The 19,749-nt window shown below is 71.6% G+C and carries 16 protein-coding genes; 6 read left to right on the top strand and 10 right to left on the bottom strand.

The annotated features are described in order from the left end of the window. The first annotated feature begins 82 nt into the window (after positions 1–82). A complete protein-coding gene (locus ACZ7G1_RS31005) occupies positions 83–1,747 on the top strand; it encodes an FG-GAP-like repeat-containing protein (RefSeq protein ID WP_470876806.1) in 1,665 nt (554 codons plus the stop codon). 12 nt (positions 1,748–1,759) lie between these two features. Here the strand turns inward: ACZ7G1_RS31005 and ACZ7G1_RS31000 are convergent, their stop codons facing one another. Then, complete coding sequence (locus ACZ7G1_RS31000) at positions 1,760–2,908, bottom strand: flavin-containing monooxygenase (protein WP_470876808.1); 1,149 nt, start codon at positions 2,906–2,908, stop codon at positions 1,760–1,762. 195 nt (positions 2,909–3,103) lie between these two features. Here ACZ7G1_RS31000 and ACZ7G1_RS30995 point away from each other — a divergent pair, with 195 nt between their 5' ends. Both ACZ7G1_RS30995 and ACZ7G1_RS30990 read left to right on the top strand, forming a co-directional pair. Next, positions 3,104–3,553, top strand: a complete 450-nt coding sequence (locus tag ACZ7G1_RS30995; protein WP_470876810.1) for a DoxX family membrane protein — start codon at positions 3,104–3,106, stop codon at positions 3,551–3,553. Then, the gene (locus tag ACZ7G1_RS30990) at positions 3,553–3,951 is read left to right on the top strand and encodes a Zn-ribbon domain-containing OB-fold protein (RefSeq protein ID WP_470876812.1); all 399 of its coding nucleotides are present in this window, start codon (positions 3,553–3,555) and stop codon (positions 3,949–3,951) included. Before ACZ7G1_RS30995 ends, ACZ7G1_RS30990 begins: the two co-directional genes overlap by 1 nt. Here ACZ7G1_RS30990 and ACZ7G1_RS30985 read toward each other — a convergent pair. The 4 genes from ACZ7G1_RS30985 to ACZ7G1_RS30970 all read right to left on the bottom strand — a co-directional run bounded on the left by ACZ7G1_RS30985 (position 3,948) and on the right by ACZ7G1_RS30970 (position 11,717). After that, positions 3,948–5,990, bottom strand: coding sequence for a serine/threonine-protein kinase (locus ACZ7G1_RS30985; protein ID WP_470876814.1), 2,043 nt, complete (start codon positions 5,988–5,990; stop codon positions 3,948–3,950). The two genes, ACZ7G1_RS30990 and ACZ7G1_RS30985, sit on opposite strands and share 4 nt — an antisense overlap. 116 nt (positions 5,991–6,106) lie before the next feature. Next, a complete protein-coding gene (locus ACZ7G1_RS30980) occupies positions 6,107–8,389 on the bottom strand; it encodes an FG-GAP repeat domain-containing protein (RefSeq protein ID WP_470876816.1) in 2,283 nt (760 codons plus the stop codon). A 29-nt stretch (positions 8,390–8,418) separates the two neighbouring features. Beyond that, positions 8,419–10,626: an FG-GAP repeat domain-containing protein gene (locus ACZ7G1_RS30975; protein WP_470876818.1), complete on the bottom strand. Its 2,208-nt coding sequence runs from the start codon at positions 10,624–10,626 to the stop codon at positions 8,419–8,421. Positions 10,627–10,769: 143 nt separating this feature from the next. After that, on the bottom strand, positions 10,770–11,717 hold the full coding sequence (locus tag ACZ7G1_RS30970; RefSeq protein WP_470876821.1) for an FG-GAP repeat domain-containing protein: 948 nt from the start codon (positions 11,715–11,717) through the stop codon (positions 10,770–10,772). Positions 11,718–11,911: 194 nt separating this feature from the next. Between ACZ7G1_RS30970 and ACZ7G1_RS30965 the strand changes: the two genes are divergently transcribed. Beyond that, a complete protein-coding gene (locus ACZ7G1_RS30965) occupies positions 11,912–12,610 on the top strand; it encodes a hypothetical protein (protein WP_470876823.1) in 699 nt (232 codons plus the stop codon). Between the two features lie 37 nt (positions 12,611–12,647). Next, the gene (locus ACZ7G1_RS30960) at positions 12,648–13,037 is read left to right on the top strand and encodes a hypothetical protein (RefSeq protein WP_470876825.1); all 390 of its coding nucleotides are present in this window, start codon (positions 12,648–12,650) and stop codon (positions 13,035–13,037) included. Here the strand turns inward: ACZ7G1_RS30960 and ACZ7G1_RS30955 are convergent. Genes ACZ7G1_RS30955 through ACZ7G1_RS30945 form a run of 3 tightly spaced genes read right to left on the bottom strand, consistent with a single transcriptional unit; the run spans position 13,034 to position 14,756 of the window. Continuing rightward, complete coding sequence (locus ACZ7G1_RS30955) at positions 13,034–13,654, bottom strand: HAD family hydrolase (RefSeq protein ID WP_470876827.1); 621 nt, start codon at positions 13,652–13,654, stop codon at positions 13,034–13,036. The two genes, ACZ7G1_RS30960 and ACZ7G1_RS30955, sit on opposite strands and share 4 nt — an antisense overlap. Next, the gene (locus tag ACZ7G1_RS30950) at positions 13,651–13,896 is read right to left on the bottom strand and encodes a DUF397 domain-containing protein (RefSeq protein WP_470876829.1); all 246 of its coding nucleotides are present in this window, start codon (positions 13,894–13,896) and stop codon (positions 13,651–13,653) included. The genes ACZ7G1_RS30955 and ACZ7G1_RS30950 overlap by 4 nt, the downstream gene beginning before the upstream one ends. Then, positions 13,893–14,756: a helix-turn-helix domain-containing protein gene (locus tag ACZ7G1_RS30945; RefSeq protein ID WP_470876831.1), complete on the bottom strand. Its 864-nt coding sequence runs from the start codon at positions 14,754–14,756 to the stop codon at positions 13,893–13,895. Before ACZ7G1_RS30945 ends, ACZ7G1_RS30950 begins: the two co-directional genes overlap by 4 nt. A gap of 90 nt (positions 14,757–14,846) precedes the next feature. On the opposite strand from ACZ7G1_RS30945, the gene ACZ7G1_RS30940 reads away from it, so the two are divergent. Continuing rightward, a complete protein-coding gene (locus ACZ7G1_RS30940) occupies positions 14,847–15,287 on the top strand; it encodes an ATP-binding protein (protein ID WP_470876833.1) in 441 nt (146 codons plus the stop codon). Here the strand turns inward: ACZ7G1_RS30940 and ACZ7G1_RS30935 are convergent. Both ACZ7G1_RS30935 and ACZ7G1_RS30930 read right to left on the bottom strand, forming a co-directional pair. Further along, positions 15,251–17,464: a hypothetical protein gene (locus ACZ7G1_RS30935; protein ID WP_470876834.1), complete on the bottom strand. Its 2,214-nt coding sequence runs from the start codon at positions 17,462–17,464 to the stop codon at positions 15,251–15,253. The genes ACZ7G1_RS30940 and ACZ7G1_RS30935 overlap by 37 nt on opposite strands. Before the next feature lie 28 nt (positions 17,465–17,492). Further along, the gene (locus ACZ7G1_RS30930) at positions 17,493–19,733 is read right to left on the bottom strand and encodes an FG-GAP-like repeat-containing protein (RefSeq protein ID WP_470876836.1); all 2,241 of its coding nucleotides are present in this window, start codon (positions 19,731–19,733) and stop codon (positions 17,493–17,495) included. Between the last annotated feature and the right edge of the window lie 16 nt (positions 19,734–19,749).

The following is a 19,749-nucleotide window of genomic DNA, read 5'->3' as shown; positions in this document are numbered from 1 at the left end:
CAACCCTTCGACCCGATGGCGGGTCTCACCTCTCGGACGACGTGCCCGAAACGTCCGACGTCAACCGCAATGGGGGGATCACTTGACCCGCACCACCAGCCGCCGAGGCCGCCGCCGCGCACTCGCCACCGCCCTGGCCGCCCTCGCCACCTCCGCCGCGCTCACCATGACGGTCACCGTCCCGGCCCAGGCCGCCGAGGGCGCGCCGAAGGCCCGCGTGGCCTTCACCGAGTACACGTACGTCGACGGCGTCGGCCGACGTGCCCTCGTCACGGTCAACGCCGACGGCACCGACCGTCGCGTCCTCACGCCCACCGGCCCGGGCCTCACCGCGCCCGACATCAACGGGGTCGTCTTCTCGCCCGACGGCACGCGCATCGCCTTCATCAACAGCAAGAACCACAGCATCTGGATCGCCGACGCGGACGGACGCAACGCCCGCCTCGTCCGCCAGGGCTTCTATTACCCCGAGGGCCGTCCCGACGAGGTGATCGGGTGGACCCCCGACGGCAGGGCGCTCTACTTCAGCCTCTGGAATGAGTCGTACCCCCACACGGACACGGCTTTCATGATGCGGGTCGGAGTCGACGGCTCCGGGCTCGACTTCGTCTTCAACCAGGCGCGCCTCCCGGGCGCCGAGTTCGACGTGGCCTGGGACGGGCGCATCGCCATGGGCACCAACACCCACATCAGCGTCTGGGACCCGCGCAAGGGAGGCGAGCCGGAGGTCGTGGCCGACGGCTATTCCCCGACGTTCTCGCCGACGGACCGGCGGATCGCGTTCAGCCGGGAAGGCATCCATGTCCTGGACGCCGGCGGCGAGTACACCCTGTCCGAGCGTGTGAACGCCTCCCAGCTCGACTGGTCGCCGGACGGCTCGCAGCTCGCGTACGTCGAACAAGGCGTCGGCCTCCACGTCGTGAGCGCCACCACGTCCGGCGCCACCCCCAAGCTCCTCTCGGCCCCCGGCACCAGTGTCTACAACGTCTCCTGGGCCCCGCCCCGCGGCTGGAACCCCCACGGCACCTTCCGCCGCGACTACGGCGGCGACGGCCGGCCCGACCTCCTCGCGGTCGGCACCGACGGCGTCCTCTGGCGCTACGACGGCAACGGCACCGGCGGCTACCAGCCGCGCCGGAAGGCCGGCTGGGGCTGGAAGGGCTACCGCTTCACCGCCGCCGGCGACCTCAACGGCGACGGCCGTCCCGACGCCCTCGCCCAGGACGCCGGCGGCGGCCTCTGGCGGCTCGACGGCAACGCCGCCGGCGGCTTCGCGCCCAAGGTGAAGGTCGGCACGGGCTGGAAGGACTTCAAGGTCACCGGCGTCGGCGACCTCACCGAGGACGGTTACGCCGACATCCTCGCCGTCGACGGCGTCGGAGCGACCTGGCAGTACCCGGGCAACGGCCGCGGCGGCTTCCAGGCCCGCGAGCGGGTCGGCACCGGCTACACCGGCCAGCGCTTCACCGGCGTCGGCGCCTTCACCCACAGCGGCTACCAGAACCACCTCGGCCTCTACCCGTCCGGCGACCTCTACCGCTACGAGCGCGGCGCCGCCTACAAGATCGGCTGGGGCTGGAAGAACCTCACCCTCACCGGCGCAGGCGACCTCTCCGGCGACGGCGTCACCGACGTCCTCGCCCTGGGCGCCGACGGCGTCCTGTGGCGCTACGACGGCGACGGCAACGGCGGCCTGAAGCCCAGGATCAAGGCGGGCTGGGGCTGGAAGGGCCTGAACCTGTTCTGACCTCCGCTGTGACTACCTCGACCGCGCGATCCGGCGCGCGATCCGCTCCGCGTCCAGCGCCAGCTCGCGGAACATCCCGCTGATCGGGTTCGTGAAGCCGGTGAAGTACAGGCCGGGCGCCTCGCGCGGGGAGCGCGCCCCGTGCGCCACCGGCCGCCCGTGGGCGTCGAGCACGTCCAGGTGGCCGAGGAGGGGTTCGAGGGCGCGGCGGTAGCCGGTGGCGGCGATGACGGCGTCGGGGGTGAGGCGGCTGCCGTCGGCGAGTACGACGTCGCCGCCCTCGAAGGCTTCGACGGCGGCGACGATCTCGACCTTGCCGGACCGTACGGCGTCGATGAGGCCGACGTCCTGGACCGGGACCGCGCCTTCGCGCTGGCGGGTGGCGAGGCCGGAGGTCGGGCGGGGGAGGCCGTGGGCGGAGAGGTCGGGGGTGGCGAGGCGGGCCATCAGGTGGCCCATGCGGTCGACGAGGGCGACCGGGAGGCGGCGGACGAGGATGCCGGTGCGCTGGGCGGGCCAGCCGGCGGTGGTGCGGCGCACGATGTGCGGGACGGTCCGTATCGCGAGCCGTACGCGGGCCGCGTCGCCGTCGGCGAGGTCGGCGGCGATCTCGGCGCCGGTGTTGCCCGCGCCGACGACGAGGACGTCCTTGCCCTTGTACGGCTCCGGGTTGCGGTAGCCCTTCGCGTGGTTCAGCTCGCCCTCGTACGCGTCGCGGCCGGGCCAGTCGGGGACGTGCGGGGTGTGGTTGTAGCCGGTCGCCACGACCACCGCGCGTCCGGTGAGCCGCCGGCCGCCCGTCGCGTGCAGGACCCAGTCGGTCCCGGCGCGCTCCACGCGGAAGACCTCGACGCCGGTCACGACCTCCAGCTCGTGCCGCTCGGCGTACTTCTCCAGGTAGCGCACGACGTCGGCGCGGGCCACCCAGCGGCCGAACGAGCGGGGCATCTTCAGGCCGGGCAGTGCGGAGAGCCGCCGGGTGGTGTGCAGCCGCAGCCGGTCGTAGTGGGTGCGCCAGGAGGCGCCGACGGCGTCGGACTTCTCCAGGACGACGGCCCGGACGCCCCGCGCGCCCAGGGCGGCGGCGACGGCGAGTCCACCGGGTCCGCCGCCGATGACGTACACGGGGTGGACGGGTGGTTGGGGGGTGGTGGTGACCATGAATGCTGAGCGTAATGACGTGTACACGCAGTGGGTCTCGGTCAAGAGGGATTTCGGTTGCGAAACGGTCACGCGGGACGACCGGCGCCCCCCATGGCCTCCGGTCGCACCCTCGCACGCCCCGCCTCTTGCGCTCGCCGCCCACCCTGCGCTGAACTGACGTACCGTCAGATCAGGCTCTTCCAGGGAGCGCGCATGCAGACCGTCTGGCTCACCGGCGCCGAATGGCTCGCCGTCCTCCGCATAGGCCTCGGCCTGTGGTGGCTGGAGAGCTGGCGCCACAAGGACAAGAAGGGCTGGTTCGAGCGCGGCACCGGCATCGCCTGGGCCGCCGACGTCGCCGGCAAGCACAAGTGGCCGCAGGTCAAGAAGGGCTTCGAGACCGTCGTCGCCCCCCGGCCCAAGCTCATGGCGTACGTCGTCGTCTACGCCGAACTCGCCCTGGGCCTCGGCCTGATCGCCGGGTTCCTCACCCCGGTCGCCCTGGTCGGCGGCCTCCTCCTCAACCTCCTCTACCTCGTCCTGATGATCCACGACTGGGCCGAGCAGGGGCAGAACGCGATGATGGCGCTCATCTCCCTCGTCGCGCTCCTCGCCATGTCCTGGCAGACCTGGTCCCTCGACTCCGCGATCGGACTCTTCTGATGACGACGAACGCCGCCACCCCCGACATCGACGCGTTCACCCGCCCGTACTGGGACGCCGCCGCCGAGGGCACCCTGCTCCTGCGCCACTGCGCCGCCTGCGACCGCCCCCACCACTACCCGCGCGAGTTCTGCCCGCACTGCTGGAGCGAGGACGTCGCCTGGCGCCCGGCGAGCGGCCGGGCCACCCTCTACACCTGGTCCGTCGTCCACCGGAACGACCTCCCGCCGTTCGGCGACCGCGTCCCGTACGTCGCCGCCGTCGTCGACCTCGCCGAAGGGCCGCGCATGATGACGGAGGTCGTCGGCGTCGCCGAGGAGGACCTCCGCGTCGGCATGGAACTGACCGTCGCCTTCCGTGCGGAGGGCGACGTGACGGTCCCGGTCTTCGGCGTCTAGTAGACGGCGGAGACGTTCCTCCAGAGGTGCGTGCTGCTGCCCGGGTCGCAGGTGTACTGCATCATGAACGGCGGTCCGGCGACCATGCACTGGCCGCTGTTCACGTTCTTGATGGTCATCCCGGCGGACGTCTTGCTGTTGATCTTCCAGGACTGGACGCTGGAGCCGTTGCAGGCCACGGCGGTGAAGCCGGGCGTCCCGCCGGGCTGCAGACAGTGCCCGGTCTTCTTGTTGACCAGCCGGAACGTGCCGTTCGCGCCGGGCGAGTACGTCCAGACGTACGAGATCGTGCCGCTGCTGGGCGGGGTGCCGCACGGGGCGGTGTTGACCAGGATCGCGTACCCGGGATTGGACTCCTCCAGGCACTCCCCGCTGGAGACGCTCTCGATGGAGTACGTCCCCGAGGGCGCCGAACCGCCGGAGGGCGGTGGCGCGGGGGTCCTGGTCGTCGGCCGCGACGTGGGCGCCGGGTTGGAACCACCCGATGCGGAACCCGACCCGGAACCCGACCCGGAACCCGAGCCGGAACCCGATCCCGAGCCCGACCCGGACCCGCCGGACGTCGACGCGCTCCCGCCGCCCCCCGCACCCCCGGGCAGCGTCCCCGAACCACCGGCGCCACCGCCGACCGCGCCGCCGACGGCACCGCCGCCGACCGCCGCGCCGCCGTCACCGGGCGGGGTCGAGCCCGGCGGCCGGGAGGAAGGGGCCTGCGAGGAAGGGGACTTGGAGGACGGGGAGCCGGGCCCGCTGGTGGGCGGCGCGGCGGGCTGGGAGACGACGGCGGAGGGCGAGGGCGAGGCGCTGGGGCCCGCGCCGAGGCGGCCGATCTGGTACGGGCCGAGGGCGACGGTCAGCGTGGTGCCGGTGGCCACGACGACCGGTACGGCGAGCATGACGAACCGATTCCGGCGCCTGCGCTGCTCACCCGAGCCCGAGCCCGAGCCGGAGCCCAAGCCCGCGCCCGCGCCGCCCGGTCCGGTGACCGCCAGCGGGTCGGGCGAGGCCGTCGCGGGCTCCTTGCCGGCCTGCGGGGTGAGCGAGGCGGTGGCGACGTCCTCGGACGGCTCGGCCTTCTCCAGCTCCGTCAGGTGCTCGGCCGTCGGCGCCTTCGCGGCGAAGACGGCGCGCTCGCCGATCCGCTCGGCGACCGGCGCGGGCCAGGCCGCGCCCGCCGCGCGCTCCTCGGTGAGGCCGATGAGCTCCTCGGCCGTCGGCCGGTCCGCGGGGTCCTTGGCGAGGCATTTCCGTACGAGCTCCGCGAGTTCGGGCTCGGAGTCGGCGAGCTTCCCGAACTCGGGCTCGGCGTGGACCACCCGGTAGAGGAGGTCGGGGCCGGAACCGTCGCCGAAGGGGGGCCGGCCGTTCGCCGCGTACAGGAGGAGGCTGCCGAGGGCGAAGACGTCGGCCGCGCCGGTCAGCCGGCGGTCGGCGACGGCCTGCTCGGGGGCCATGTAGGCGGGCGTGCCGATGACCATGCCGGTCTTGGTGAGCCGGCTCTGGTCGGCGGCGCGGGCGACGCCGAAGTCGATGAGGGAGAGGCCGTCGCCGGTCAGCATGACGTTGGACGGCTTGAGGTCGCGGTGCACCATGTCGGCGCCGTGGACGACCTTGAGCCCGGCGGCCGCGTCCCGGAGGAGGCGCCAGAGGGCGTCGCCGGTCAGCGGGGCGCCGTTGAGCCGGATGGCCTCGTTGAGGGTGATGCCGGGGATGAACTCCGTGGCGAACCAAGGCGGTTTGGCGGTGCGGTCGCTCGCGAGGAGCTTGGTGTTCGCCCCGGCGGGCAGCCGGGCCAGGTTGTCCAGCTCGTGCCCGAAGTGGTTCAGGAAGTCCGCGTCCTCGGCGAGTACGGGCAGCACCCGCTTCACCGCCGCGAACTTCCCGGGCACGGCCCCGAGGTACACCCGGCCCATCCCGCCGGACCCGAGCACCCCGAGCAGCCGGAACGCCCCGATCCGCCGGGGGTCACCCGACTCCAGCGGCATGGCTCCGCTGCCGCTCAGGCCGTCGAAAGCAGAGCCTTGTTCCAGTTCCCCCATGGGCGACACAGTAGCCGAGCTCCCTTTCGATCTGAATATCGATCAGGTGAAGGGAGCCCGGCCTTAACCACCCGCAAAAGGTGACCTGTTGGGCAAACTCGCCCCGGAGTCGGCGGCTAGAACCAGTCGCGGTCGGTCATCGAGTTCTGGAAGTAGTTCTCGGTACGCGGCTTGAACGGCGCCTGCCAGTCACCCGTCCCGCCGTACCAGTACATGCGCGCCGTGGGGTCGGACCTGTCGAACGCGACCAGGTCGTTCCTGCCGTCCCGGTCGATGTCCCCGGTGCCGACGAGCCGGGCGTACGTGTTCCACCCGGTGCCGATCTTCGTGCGGGGCGCGAAGGTGCCGTCGCCCTTGCCGAGGTACTGCCAGAGGTTGCCGTCCTTGTCGCGGGCGACGAGGTCACCGGCGGGGGCGCCGGCGATGTTCCCGACGGCGGTGACCTCGTTGTAGATCCCCCAGCCGGTGCCGATCTGCTTGCGGGGGCCGAGCGGCGTGTTGTAGTTGCCGGTGGCCGGGTAGAGCCACAGGCCGCCGGCCGTGTCCGTGGCGAGCACGTCCGGCCTGCCGTCGCCGGTCACGTCGCTGCCGCCGACGATCTTGTCGTAGACCTGCCAGCCCGTCCCGATCTTCACCCGGGGCGCGAAGGCGAGGCTGCCCGTGCCCGGGTGCATCCACAGACCGCCGCTCCTGTCGCGTGTGATCAGCTCGGGCGCCGTGCTCATCCCGCCGAAGTCCCCGGGCGTGACGAACCGGTCGTAGAGGCCTCCCCAGCCGGCGAGCGTGGCGCCCTCGAACCAGTTGAAGCCCTTCTGCGACGGCAGGTAGGAGCCCTCGAACACCGACACGTCACCGGTCGCCGAGTCCACCGCGAACAGGTCGGGCGAACCGTTGTCGGAGAAGTCGTGGACCTTCGGAGCGCGGACCACCTTCATGGTGCCGCTCACCCCCACGCCCTTGCCGACCCCGTCGGCCGGCGTCACGCTGACCTGCCACACGTAGTCGCCGTTGGTGACGTCACCCCACGGCGTGAGCCCTCCCTCGAAGGCCGAACGGTTCCCCTCCCAGTCGATGCTCATCGTCCCGGGCCCGGTCGGACCCTCCGTGGGCCGGATCTCGCCGTGCCACTCGGTGACGGTGGGCGTCGCCGCCTTCGAGATCATGACGTTCACCCGCACGTTCCGCCGGCTCACGCCGATCGTGAACGGGACGACGCCCTGGTTCTTGTCGAGGTCGACCACCGCCGGGATGTCGGGGCCGGACGTCAGGGAGACGTTCGTCTGCTCACCCGTCCTCGCCACCAGCTCCCGGGTCACCGTGGCGCCGCCGCGCACCCGGTACAGCCCCTCGCCCTCGGCGTTGTCCTCCGACCCGCCGCGCGCGAGCAGCGTGCCGTCCGGGGCTGCCGTCACGCTCGTCACGTGCTCGATCCACGGCTTCCACCCGGTCGCCCCCGTCAGGCTGACCGCCCGGGGCTGAGTGCGGGACGCGAACGGGTCGGACACGTCCTCGCCGTAGACGACCCAGCCGTCCACGAGCCCGACCTTCACGAGTCCGCCGCCGGTGTTCAGCGTCTTCGTCTCGCCCGACTTCCGGTCCTTGACGATCAGCTGCTCGTCGAAGAAGCCGTCCGAACGCGGCTTCTCCTGCACCCACGCCACATGCGTGGCCGACACCGCCGCCGACTGCGCGTGCCCGACCGGCCCGGCGTTGTCGTACGTCTCCGTCACCGCCCGCGTCGCCAGGTCCACCACCGCGAAGTGGCTCGCCCCGCCCGACGTGTAGCCCACGAGCGCCGTACCGGGAATCCCGGCCGCGAACGTCAGCGCGCTCGCGTCCGCCGGCAGCCCCGTCACCGCGTGGTTCCCCGTGCTCCCGTCCGCCTCGTGCGTCACGAGGTGCAGCTTGGTCCCGCCGTCGGCGGGCGCCACGCTGTCGAGCACCGTGGCCCCCACCGCGCCGATCGGCGTGTGCGTGCCCCCGCCCAGCATGTTGATCCAGATGTCGACCGGCGCCGCGCCCGTCGCCATGTCCCTGAGCCGGACCGTGTTGATCCCGGGCCGCGTCACGACCACGTCCGACGCGGCGCCGAGCACCTCCTCCGACCCCAGATCGCTGGTCGTCCCGTCGGACAGCTTCGTCCACCGGTACTCACCGGCGTCGCTCTTGCTCAGGAACCCGGTCTCACCCGCGCTGACGATCTCCGACGCGAGCGGGAAGGCGATCGGGGCCTCGGCGGTCGCGGCCTGGACGGTCGCGGCCGCCGGCGCCACGGCCGGCGTCCCGGCGACGGCCACGGGGGCCGCCGCCAGGGTCCCGGCGGTGACGGCCAGGGACGCCGCGATGGCGGCGGTGAGAAGTCGCGAACGGGACGGTGCGCGGTGCTGCGTGCGGGTCAAGGATCGGTTCCTTTTCCGTGAAGAGGGGGCTAGAAGACCAGGCGCGCGCGCTGGACGGGAGCGTCCTGCACGGTCCGGGGCCCAAAGGGTGAACTCCAGTCGCCCGTGCCCTTGTAGAGGTAGACGGGGACTTGCTCGCCGAGCCCGGACGGGTTCGGGGTGTATGCCAGCAGGTCGTTGCGGCCGTCGTTGTCGACGTCGCCGACGGCGAGGATCCGGCCGTACGTGTTCCAGCCGGTGCCGATCCTCGTGCGGCCGGCGAAGGTGCCGTCGCCCTTGCCGAGGTACTGCCAGAGGACGCCGTCCTTGTCGCGGGCGACGAGGTCACCGGCGGGAGCGCCGGCGATGTTCCCGGTGGCGGCGATCTCGTTGTAGATCCCCCAGCCGGTGCCGATCTTCTTGCGGGCGCCGAAGGGGGTGCGGATGTCGCCGGTGCCGGGGTAGAGCCAGAGGCCGCCGGTCTTGTCGGTGGCGAGGAGGTCGGGCTTGCCGTCGGCGTTGACGTCGCTGCCGCCGGCGATCTTGTCGTAGATCTGCCAGCCGGTGCCGATCCGGGTGCGCGGCGAGAGCGGGTTCTCCCTCGGACCGCCCTCGTAGAGCCAGAGGTAGCCGTTCTTGTCGCGGGCGACGACGTCGGGCCGGCTGGTGCCGCCGAGGTCGCCGGGGACCGAGAGGCGGTCGTAGATGCTCCAGCCGGTTCCCCAGCGGGACCAGCCCCTCCTGTCCTCGTGCCAGAGGAGCTCGCCTTCCTCGCCGATGCTGAGCAGGTCGGGGTCACCGTCGTCGTCGAAGTCGTGCGGCCGGGGCGCCCGGGTCACGGTGAACGTGCCCTGGAGCTTCACCGCCCTCCCCACGCCGTCGGTCGGCACGATCTCCGCCGTCCACTGGTACGTGCCGTTGGCCATGGCCTCGCGCAGCCCGTAATCGCCGTACTCATGGGTGCCGTCCCACGTGACGAGCACGGAGCCGGGCTGCCTGCCGAGGTCGGAGCCGGTGCCGGTCCACATCCCCGCCCGCATCGTCACGCGCACGTTGGTCCGGTTCACGTCGAACGTGAAGCGAGCGGCGGGACGGCTCTCGTCGAGGTCCACCACCCCGGGCACGTCGTACCCCGTGACCGCGAGCTGTGTCACCTCGCCGCTGGGAGCCACCAGTCGGCGGTCCACCCCGCCCTCCCCGGCCGCCACGCGGAACAGGCCCTCCGCCTCACTCTCCACGAGGGACCCACCCCGCACGAGGAGCGTGCCGTCGGGCGCGGTCGTCAGGCTCGTGGCGTGCTCCAGAAGCTCCTTGTCCGGTGCGGCGGCGTCCAGGGACTTGGCGACGAGCGGCAGGCGCGCGTCCTGGGAGTCCGTGGCGTCCTCCCCGTACACCACCCACGAGCCCGTCAGACCGACGGTGACCCCGGTGGCCTTCCCGACGATGAAGCGCTCCGTGACCCCGGGCCGCTGCCGGTCGGCGACGACCACGGTCTTGATCGGCTGCCAGTACGCGTTCAGCGTCTGCTCCACCCAGGCCACGTGCGTGCCGGAGAGCGCGACGGAGGCGGAGTCGGAGGCGGGTGCCGGGTTCTCGTACGTCTCCACCACCGCGTGCGCGGCCACGTCGACGACGGCGTACCGGGTCCTGCCACCGGCCCAGTACGAGACGAGCGCGGTACCCGGCACGGCGGACCGGACGACGAAGTGCGCGGCGTCGGCGGGCAGTCCGGTGACGGCCTGGTCCAGGAGGACGCCCCCGGCGTCGTGGGACACGACGTGCAGAGCCTCGGCGCCGGTGACGGCGTGGACGCTGGTCAGCACACTGGAACCGACCATGCCGATCGCGACGTCGACGCCGGGCCCGAGCTTCCTCAGGTCGAACTCGACGGGCACCGCGCCGGTCGCCATGTCCCGGATCTGCACGACGTAGTCGGCGGTCGTGGTCGCGACGACGTCCGAGGCCGCGCCGATGACCGGTCCGCCCGGACTCGGCAGCACCGTCGAGGTCCCGTCGGAGTAGCGGGTCCAGCGGTACTCGCCGCCGGTGCTCCTGCTGAGGAAGCCGGTGGCGCCCGCGCTGACGATCTCCGACGCCTTCGGGAAGGCGAGGGGCCCGGCGGGGGCCGACACCACCGCCGGAGTCACGGCCACGGCGGCGGACGCCGTCGCCGGCAGCCCCCCGGTGACCGCCAGCGCGGCGGCGATCGCCGCCGTCACCAGCCGAGACCTGGTGATGGTGCTTCGCGAGTGGGACAACCCAGACTCCCTCGTCGTTTCCTGAGGGCGCGAGCCGCGCCACACCCAAACAGACATACGAGGGAGTCGAGGGGTTGTACGGAGATCAACTACGCGTTTCTGCAGCTCTGCAGCTCTGTGCAGCCCTACAGATCTGCGCAGATCTACAGCAGGTTGTAGACCTGGAAGCCGTACCCGATCTTCACCGGCGCCTTGTACAGCGAGCCGTCCGCGCTGCCCGTCCCCGAGTACCGGAACAGCTCCCCGTTGGCCTTGCGGGCGACGAGGTCGGAGACGCCGTCCGCGTCGAGGTCGCCGACGGACAGGATGCGGTCGTACGTGTTCCAGCCGCCGCCGACCTTCGTACGGCCCGTGAAGGGCGCCGTGTAGTCGCCCGTGCCCTTGTACAGCCACAGGACACCGTCGGTGTCGCGCGCCACGATGTCCGGCTTGCCGTCACCGGTCAGATCGCCCTGGCCCTCGACCTGCGTGTACTGCCCCCAGCCGCCGCCGAGCCGCTGGCGCGGCGTGAGCTTGCCCTCGGGGTAGGCCAGGTACTGCCAGAGCACACCGTCCTTGTCGACGGCGAGCAGGTCCGCCTCGGGCGCCCCGCCCAGGCTGCCCGGCGACAGCACCTTCGTGTACGTGTTCCACCCCGTGCCGACGTCCCTCGACTGGTACTGCATCGACTCGTCGATCCAGCCGAACGTCAGCCGTCCGTCCTTGTAGACGGCCCAGCTCCCGTCGCTCCACCCGTCCTTGTCGTTGTCGACGGATATCGAGTCCGCGAACGCCTCGAACGACACACTCACCAGCTCCCGGGGCTTGAAGCCACCGGTCCGGTCCGCGAAGTACAGGTACAGCTCGCCCGACTGCTTGTCGACGGCCGGCATCGAGAACGTCGGCGTCTCGACCGCCTCCGCGTCACCCGCGAGCCCCCGCGCACTCGGCGCGGTCCGCGCCTCCCGCTCGGCCTCCGCCCGCGCCTTCCCGGCGGCCGCCCCCGGGTCCCCGGCGCCGAACGCCGTCCCGGCGGTGGCGGCCATCGCGACGGCGACCGCCACGGCGGCGGTGATGCCGGCCTTCCAGGTCTTCCTGGTCGTGCTGCGCATGCTGATCATGAGATCTCCCCCTGTGGTTCGGGTGACATGAAGCCTCTCACGGGGGTCTGACAGCCGGCTGGAACCCCCTGGGGCCGCTGGGGATGCAGGGCAACGATTTGGCCAACCTTCCGATTCCCAGGCCCAGTTCGGATTCAAGCCGACCACAATGCGGCACGCTCACACGGACTCCGGGGGGAGAGCCCATGCCGACCATGCCCGAACCGCCCACACAGCCACCGGCCGCGGATCCGACGCCCACCCAGCCGCAGCCCGTCCCCAACGCCGACGAGCCACCCCGCCGCAGGCGCTTCGCCGACGCGCCCGCGTGGATCTCGGCGCTCACCGGCGTAGTCGGCCTGCTCCTCGGCTTCCTGGGCCTTCCCGTGTTCCTGCACTCGCCGACGGCCACCCCGAAAGCGACCCCGACGGTCGCCACCGCACCGCCGGTCGAGACCACCACGGCGAGCACACCGCCCCCCACGACCACGACGGCCGCGCCGGAGACGTCCAGCACCACCCCGAGCCCGACACCGACCTCGAACGGCAAGGCCTCCGACGTCTACAAGACGGCCACCGTCGAACTCACCGAGGACTACGGCTTCGCCCTCGACAAACTGCGCCCGGTCAGCCGCGACGACCAGGAGGAGATCTACTGGTACTCCAGCTGGTTGCAGACCCGCACGGCACAGTTCGTCGTCCTGGACCGCAAAGAACCCGGCACCTACGAGACGTGCAGCACCGTCACCCGGTTCACGGACCAGTTCAGCGTCTGGAGCGACGTGGGCGACCGTTTCTGCATCCTCGCCCCGACCGGACTCATCGCCCTCGCCGAACTCACCGCCGGTGGCCGCGACACGGGCTTCGTCCAGCTCAAACTGACCATCTGGCGCGGCAGCTACTGACCGAACGGCCCACGCCACGGCCGGGCAGACTGGGCCCATGCAGCTCCCCGCCGACGCCCTCACCGCCACCGCCCTCATCGAGGTCGTGAGGATCACCGGCCTCCCGGTCGGGCGCGGCGCCCCCTACCCCGGCCCGACGGTCGCCCACTGGACCGGCGCGGAAGCCGCCGACGCCCTGACCCTGATCGAGACCCTGCCCGGCAGCGAACAGTTCCGCTGCGGCTTCTCGCCCGGCTGGAGCATCCGTGCGTACGACGACGCCCTCGACCTCCCGCTCTTCGAAGCCGCCTTCTGCTTCACCTGCCACGAGGTCCGCACGCACGGCCCCTCTGTGCCCCGCACCCTCACCACCCAGTTCTTCGACGCGGACGCCCCTCAGGGCCAAGCCCTCCTGACCCTCTTCCGCGAGGCGCCCGGACGGCCCTAGGCGAGGGCCCCCAGAATGTACGGCGCCGCCTCCGCCAACGACCCGAAGTGCCGGTGCGCGCCGACCTCCACCGCCCCGTTCACCGACCACACCGTCATCCCGGCCGCCACCCCCGACCGCACCCCCGACGGCGCGTCCTCGATGACGAGACACTCCGCCGGATCAGCTTTCAGCTTCTGTGCGGCCGTGAGGTACGGGACCGGCGACGGCTTCCCCTCCGCCACCGAAGCCGCGTCGACCACCAGCCCGGGAATCGGCAGCCCCGTCCTCTCGAACCGCCCCCGCACCCGATGCTCATAGTTCGACGTCACCAACGCCCACCGGTCCGCCGGCAGCGCCGCGAGCAGCTCGGCTGCCCCCTCGAACGCTCCGTACACCCCCGTCCGGACGTCCTCGTCCTCCAGCTCATGCAGGAGGGCGAGGCACTCCTCCGGGTCCTCGTCCGGCACCACGGCCGCGAACGTCTCCACCGGCCGCGTCCGCAACGCCACCGCGTACACCTCGTCCCCGTCAAGCCCGTACCGCGCGGCCCACTCGTGCCACATGCGGCGCTGGTTCTCGACGGCGTCCATCAAAGTGCCGTCGACATCGAAGAGAACGAAGTTCTTGGAGGTCACGCCCCGGATGCTACGTCCAGGAACGTGGCCCAGGAGGTGGGGGATACGGCGAGCTGGGGGCCGTGGGGGTTCTTGGAGTCGCGGATGTGGATGAGGGTGGGGTGGGCGGCGATCTCGACGCAGTTGCCGCCTTCGCCGCTGCTGTAGCTGGACTTACGCCAGCTGTAGGCGACTTCGATGCACTCGCCGCCCTCGCCGCTGCTGTAGCTGCTCTTGAACCAGGTCAGACCGGTGGTGCTCATAGCTCTCCCAGCATCTTCTCGATCAACTCCAGGGACTCGCGGGGCGTGAGTGCCTGCGCCCGGATGATCCCATAGCGTTCGGTGTACATGCGGACCTCTTCCGGGTCGGTGATCAGGCGTGGATGGTCGTAGATCTCGGCGTACGCGACCTCCCGCCGCCCCCTTGGAGTGAGCAGGGTGAATGCACCACCCAGCGCCGGGTGTTCCTCGCGATCGGTAGGCATGATCTGGACGTGCACGGTCCTCAGGTGAGCGACCTCGATGATCCGACGCAGCTGCTCCCGGAAGGCGTCCCGGCCGCCGAGGGGGCGACGCAGTACTGACTCCTCGACGACGAAACTCATCGTCGGCCCTGGCCACTTGTCGAAGATGACCTGTCGGGCCAGCCGGTCCGCCAACCGCGTCTCGATCGTCTCCTCGTCGTAGAGCGGACGGCGATATCGGAAGACGGCCTCCGCGTATGCCGGTGTCTGCAGAATGCCTGGCACCGCCTGCACGGCGTAGTAGTGCAGAGCGACGGCCTCCGCTTCCGCCTTCGCGAAGCTCCGGAACCAATCCGGATGCCGCACCCGCGCCCTCGCCTGCGCGTCCCTCAGTTCATCCAGGGGTGCCACCAGCACACCCCCCGCCCCCAACGCCCGGTCCACACGCTCCAGGAAGTCCGGCTGTGGCGTGCGCACGCCCCGCTCGATCGCGGAGACGAGGTCCTCGCTGCAATGCGTGCTCTCGGCGAGCTCCGCCTGGCTCAGCCCGGCGTTCTTCCTCAGCACTTTGATCTGCTTACCGAGCGCCCTGAAGAGGTGCGCCGTCCCGTCCATCTCGGAGGGCCGTTCCGGCCCCTCCTCCTCGTTGCCCGACATCCGTACCGCCTTCTTGGCGCACCCGTACAGTTACCCAGCGTCGTCGCGTCGCTGCTGGTCAGCGTACGGCGGGGGCTTCAGGCTCAAGGCATGAAATCCGAAACCTCCACCCCAACCGGTGAGTTCACGCTCCGGCTCTCGGCAACGCGCCGGGGCGCGCGATTGGCGCGGTTACTGGCAGTGCAGCAGCTGGGGGACTGGGGGGTGACAGGGGCGGCCGCGGAGGCGGTGGAGCTGGTGGTCGCGGAACTGGCGAGCAACGCGGTGAGGCACGGCAGGGTGCCGGGCAGGGACTTCGAGGTGCGGATGGAGCGGGGCGAGGGCCACGTACACGTCGAGCTGTCCGACGCGCGGGGCGAGCGGAGGCCGGAACCGTGCCCGGAGCCCGACGAGGGTGGCTACGGGCTGCTGCTCGTGGCCACCCTGGCCACCGCGTGGGGGGTGAAGGGGCGGTGTGTCGGGAAGACGGTGTGGGCGACGGTTGCGACGGTGGGTCAGAGCAGGGTGGGGTCCCAGCCGCCGGGGCCGTAGCTGTAGAGGGGTTGAGGGGCCTGGAAGGGGACGCGGCTGTCGCCGGTGCCCTTGTAGAGGTACGGGGTTCCGTTGATGGTGATCGCCACGAGGTCGGCGTGACCGTCGCGGTCGGCGTCGCCGAAGCCGGTGAGGCCGGTGTACGCGTTCCAGCCGCCGCCGAGGCGGGTGCGGGGGCCGAAGGTGCCGTCGCCCTTGCCGGGGTACTGCCAGAGGACGCCGTCCTTGTCGCGGGCGACGAGGTCGCCGGCGGGGGCGCCGCCGATGTCGGCGGTGGCGGTGATCTGGTTGTAGATGCCCCAGCCGGTGCCGATCTTCTTGCGGGCGCCGAGGGGGGTGTTGGTGTTGCCTGTGCCGGGGTAGAGCCAGAGGCCGCCGGTCTTGTCGGTGGCGAGGAGATCGGGCTTGCCGTCGTTGGTGAGGTCGCTGCCGCCGGTGATCAGCGCGTAGGTCTGCCAGCCGGTGCCGATCCTCGCTCGGGGGGCGAGGGCGCGGCCGGTGCCCTGGTAGAGCCAGAGGTTGCCGTCCTTGTCGCGGGCGAGGATGTCGGCGTGGGGGGCGCCGGCGATGTTGCCGGGGGAGACGAGGCGGTCGTAGATGTTCCAACCGGTCCCGAGGCGCTCGGGGGTGCCGGAGTCCCATGTGGCCAGCGGGGTCTTGGTGTTGTAGAGGGAGAGCTGCCCGGAGTGCTCCCGGAGGATCAGGTCCGGGGTGCCGTTGTCGTTGAAGTCGTGTGGGACGGCCTTGCGGGTGACGGTGAAGGTGCCGGTCTTCTCGGTGGGACCGATGCCGTTCGTGGGGTGGGTGGTCATGCGCCAGGTGTAGGCGCCGTTGGGGGCCGGGAGGATGTTGGCGCCCCAGCCGAAGGTTCCGTCCCACTGCACCACTCTGCTGGACGGTCCGTCGCCGCGCTTGCCGTACACCGTGGTCTTCTTGCCGGTCTCCGTGTGGGTCAGCTCAAGCCACACGTTTCCTTGGGGGCGGCTGAGGGTCCAGGACGTGGAGAACGGGGCGGGGACCTGGTCGAAGTCGAAGCCCGTGGGGACGCTCTCGCTCACCACGCTGAACGTGGTGGGGATGCCGGTGCTCGCCACGAGCTCGGCGACGGGGGTGCCGTCGGCCCCGGCGGAGATCCGGTAGACGCCCTCGCCGTCGGTCAGCGTGCCGCCCCGCACCATCTGGGTACCGGCGGGACCCGAGTTGGGGCCCGCGAAGTCGTCCAGGAGCTTGACTGTGGCACCGGTCGTCAGCGATCGGGCGGTGAGTGCGAGGAGGGGGTTCGGGGTCGAGGCGTCGTAGCCTCCCCGAATCCCGTACGTCAGCCAGTCGCCGACGAGGTCGACCGAGAAGTCGCGGGCTTGGCGCAGGGGGATGCGCTCGGTCGCACCGGTGTCCCGGCGGACCGCGACGATGGCCAGGGCGGTGCTGGAGGTCAGCGAGGACATCTCGACCCAGGCGACGTGCGTGGCCGACAGCGCGGTGTCGCTGGACGCCGTCACCTGTGGCGCGTCGTACTCCGCCACGACCGTCCCGGTCCTGATGTCCACCACGGCGGCACGGCTCTTGGCCGTCCCGTCCACGGTGGCCGAGTACAGGACCAGGGCGGCGTCGGGGGAGTCGATGTCCACGCGCGTGATCACGGCGTCGGCCGGCAGGCCGGTGACCTGCTGGTCGAGGACGGTGTCCTGCGGCTTGGTCACGAGGTGGAGGTCCTGGCCGCCAGCCGTGTTGGGCTTCTTCGCGACGAGGGTGAAGCCGGCGGCGCCCACCGTCGTGTAGCCCTCGCCGAGCAGGCTCGTGTCGATGACGACGGGGTCCGCGCCCGTGGCCATGTCGTACAAGGACTGGACGGCTCCGTTCGACTTCCTGACGATGTCCGTCCCACGGCCGACCGTGTAGCTGCCCGGGGGCAGCGTGGTGGTGACGCCGGTCTCGTACCGCGTCCACTCGAAGACCGCCCTGGAGTCGACGACGTGGTAGGCCAGGAAGCCCGTCGGGCCGCCGCCCCTGAACTGCGCGTCGCTGCGCAGGCGCAGGACATCGGCCCGGGGCGCCTCCTCCCCGGCCGTGGCCGTCGTGGCCACGGCGGGAAGGGCCGCCAGGGGACCGAGGGTGACGGCGATCGCGACGGCGGTGGCCGTGGCGATGCGGCGTCGGGATACGCGTGTCTGGGCCATGGCGGTGCTCCTGCGCTCGTGGGTTCGGTCAGAAGAGGGTGACGGCGCCGGTGCCCAGCGCCTCGCGGCTGTACACCTCGCGGCGCGAGCTGAAGGGCGCGCTCCACCTGCCGGTGCCCTCGAAGAAGGCGAGGGTTTCGAAGCTGCCGCCCGCGACGCCTTGGGCGACGAGGTCGGGGCGGCCGTCCCTGTTGACGTCGCCGACGCCGACGAGGTCGCTGTACCGGTTCCAGCCGGTACCGATCTTCGTGCGGGGCGCGAAGGTGCCGTCGCCCTTGCCGAGGTAGAGCCAGAGGATGCCGTTGGTGTCGCGGGCGACGAGGTCGCCGGCGGGGGCGCCGCCGATGTTGCCGGTGGCGGTGATCTGGTTGTACGCGCCCCAGCCGGTGCCGATCTTCTTGCGGGCGCCGAAGGGCTTGGCGGCGTTGCCGGTGCCGGGGTAGAGCCAGAGGCCGCCGGTCTTGTCGGTGGCGACGAGGTCCGGTCGGCCGTCGTTGGTGAGGTCGCTGCCGCCGGTGATCCGGTTGTAGGTCTGCCAGCCGGTCCCGATCTTCTTCCGAGGCGCGAGCGCCTTGCCGGTTCCGGAGTAGAACCACAGATCGCCCGCCCGGTCGCGGCCGATCACGTCGGCGTAGGGGGAGGCGTCCAGGTTGCCGGGCGCCGCGACCCGGTCGTAGGCCTGCCAGCCCGTGCCCATGAGGGTGGAAGTCCGCGGATAGCCGAACTGGCCCGCCACGTACAGGGTCTGGTGTGCGTCGTAGTTGAGCAGCCGGCCCCCGCTGTCCCGGACGAGCAGGTCCGGCCTGCCGCTGTCGGAGAAGTCGTGCGGCGCGGGCTTGCTCGTGACCTTGAGGGTGCCCGTCCGCTCCACGGCCGGCCCGATGCCGTTGAGCGGGCGGGCGGTCATCTTCCACGTGTAGTCGCCGATGAAGGCGGCGGTCGAGTCGTCGAACAGGCCGGTCCAGGATGTCCCGCTGAGGGAGGGGCGATCCACGTAGATGCGCGGGGAGGTCCATTGCTTCCCGGTCGCGTCGTGGGTCAGGACGACACGTGTGTCCGCGGCCCTGTCGAACACCCACATCAGGGTCGCGTTCTGGCCGCGTGCGAGATCGACGGCGGTGGGGATGGGCGCGGTGGCGTGTGGGGTGACCCCGAGCACGGTGCTCTCGCCCGTGCTCGCCACGAGCGTGACGAGAGGGCGGGCGCCGTCCTGGCCGGGGGCGATCCGGTAGATGCCCTCGCCCTGTGCGACCGTGCCGCCGCGCACGATCTCGGTGTCGTCGGGCCCGGCGGTGGCGCCCACCACGTGGTCCAGGAGCGAGATCGTTTCACCGGTCGTCAGGGAGCGGGCGGTCAGGGCGTGGAGAGGGCTCGGAGCCAGGGCCTTGCGGCCTCCCGTCTGTGTGTACGTCACCCAGTCGGCCACCAGGTCGATCTTGAGGGCGCCGGCATTGCCCAGGGGGAAGCGGTCGGTCATGCCGGTGTCCCGGCGGGTCACGGCCAGGGTCACGGTGTCGGCGGTGGGCTTCTCGACCCAGACGAGGTGCGTCGCCGACACGGCGGTGTTGGACGCGGACGTCCCCTGGAGCGTGTCATAGGACTCGACGACGGCGGCGGTGGCGATGTCCACCACGGAGATACGGGTGCGGCGTGTGCCCTCCACCGTGCCCGTGTACAGGACGACGGCGGTGTCGGGGGAGTCGACGTTGACGCGCGTGATCGTGGTGTCCGCGGGCAGACCGGTCACCTTGCGGTCGACGACCGTGCCCCCACGCTTGTCGACGAGGTGGAGGTCATTGCCACCGTCGGAGTTGGGGCCGGAGGTGACGAGGGTCGAGCCGGCGAGCCCCCGAAGGCTGAGTCCGCCGGGACCGCCGTCGTCGATCCGCACGGGAGCGGCATCCGTACCCATGTGGTACAGCGTGAAGACCCCGTCCTCCTGGGCCGCGACGAAGTCCGTCCCCCGGCCCGACACGTAAGAGGCGTACCCGGGCAGCTGGGTCGTGACGCCATCCCGGTAGCGCGTCCATCGGCTGACGAAGAGTCCTCCGTCCCATCGGCTGCTCAGGATGCCGCTCGGCCCCGCGCCGAGGACCAGGGTGGAGTCGCGCGGGAACGGCACGACCGGCTGGTCCTCCTCCGTCGACGCGAACACCCCCGGACCGACGCCCTGTGCTGCCGTCGCCACGGTCGGTGCGGTGAGCGTGGCGGCGAGGGCGGCGGTGACCGCCAGGGCCAGACGGCGCTGGGTCGTACGGGTACGGAGCAAGGCAGTGTTCCTTTCG

The organism is Streptomyces sp. NPDC037273, from assembly GCF_055603625.1.
Note: the sequence above shows the minus strand (reverse complement) of the source record. Positions and strands in the feature narration are given on the sequence as shown.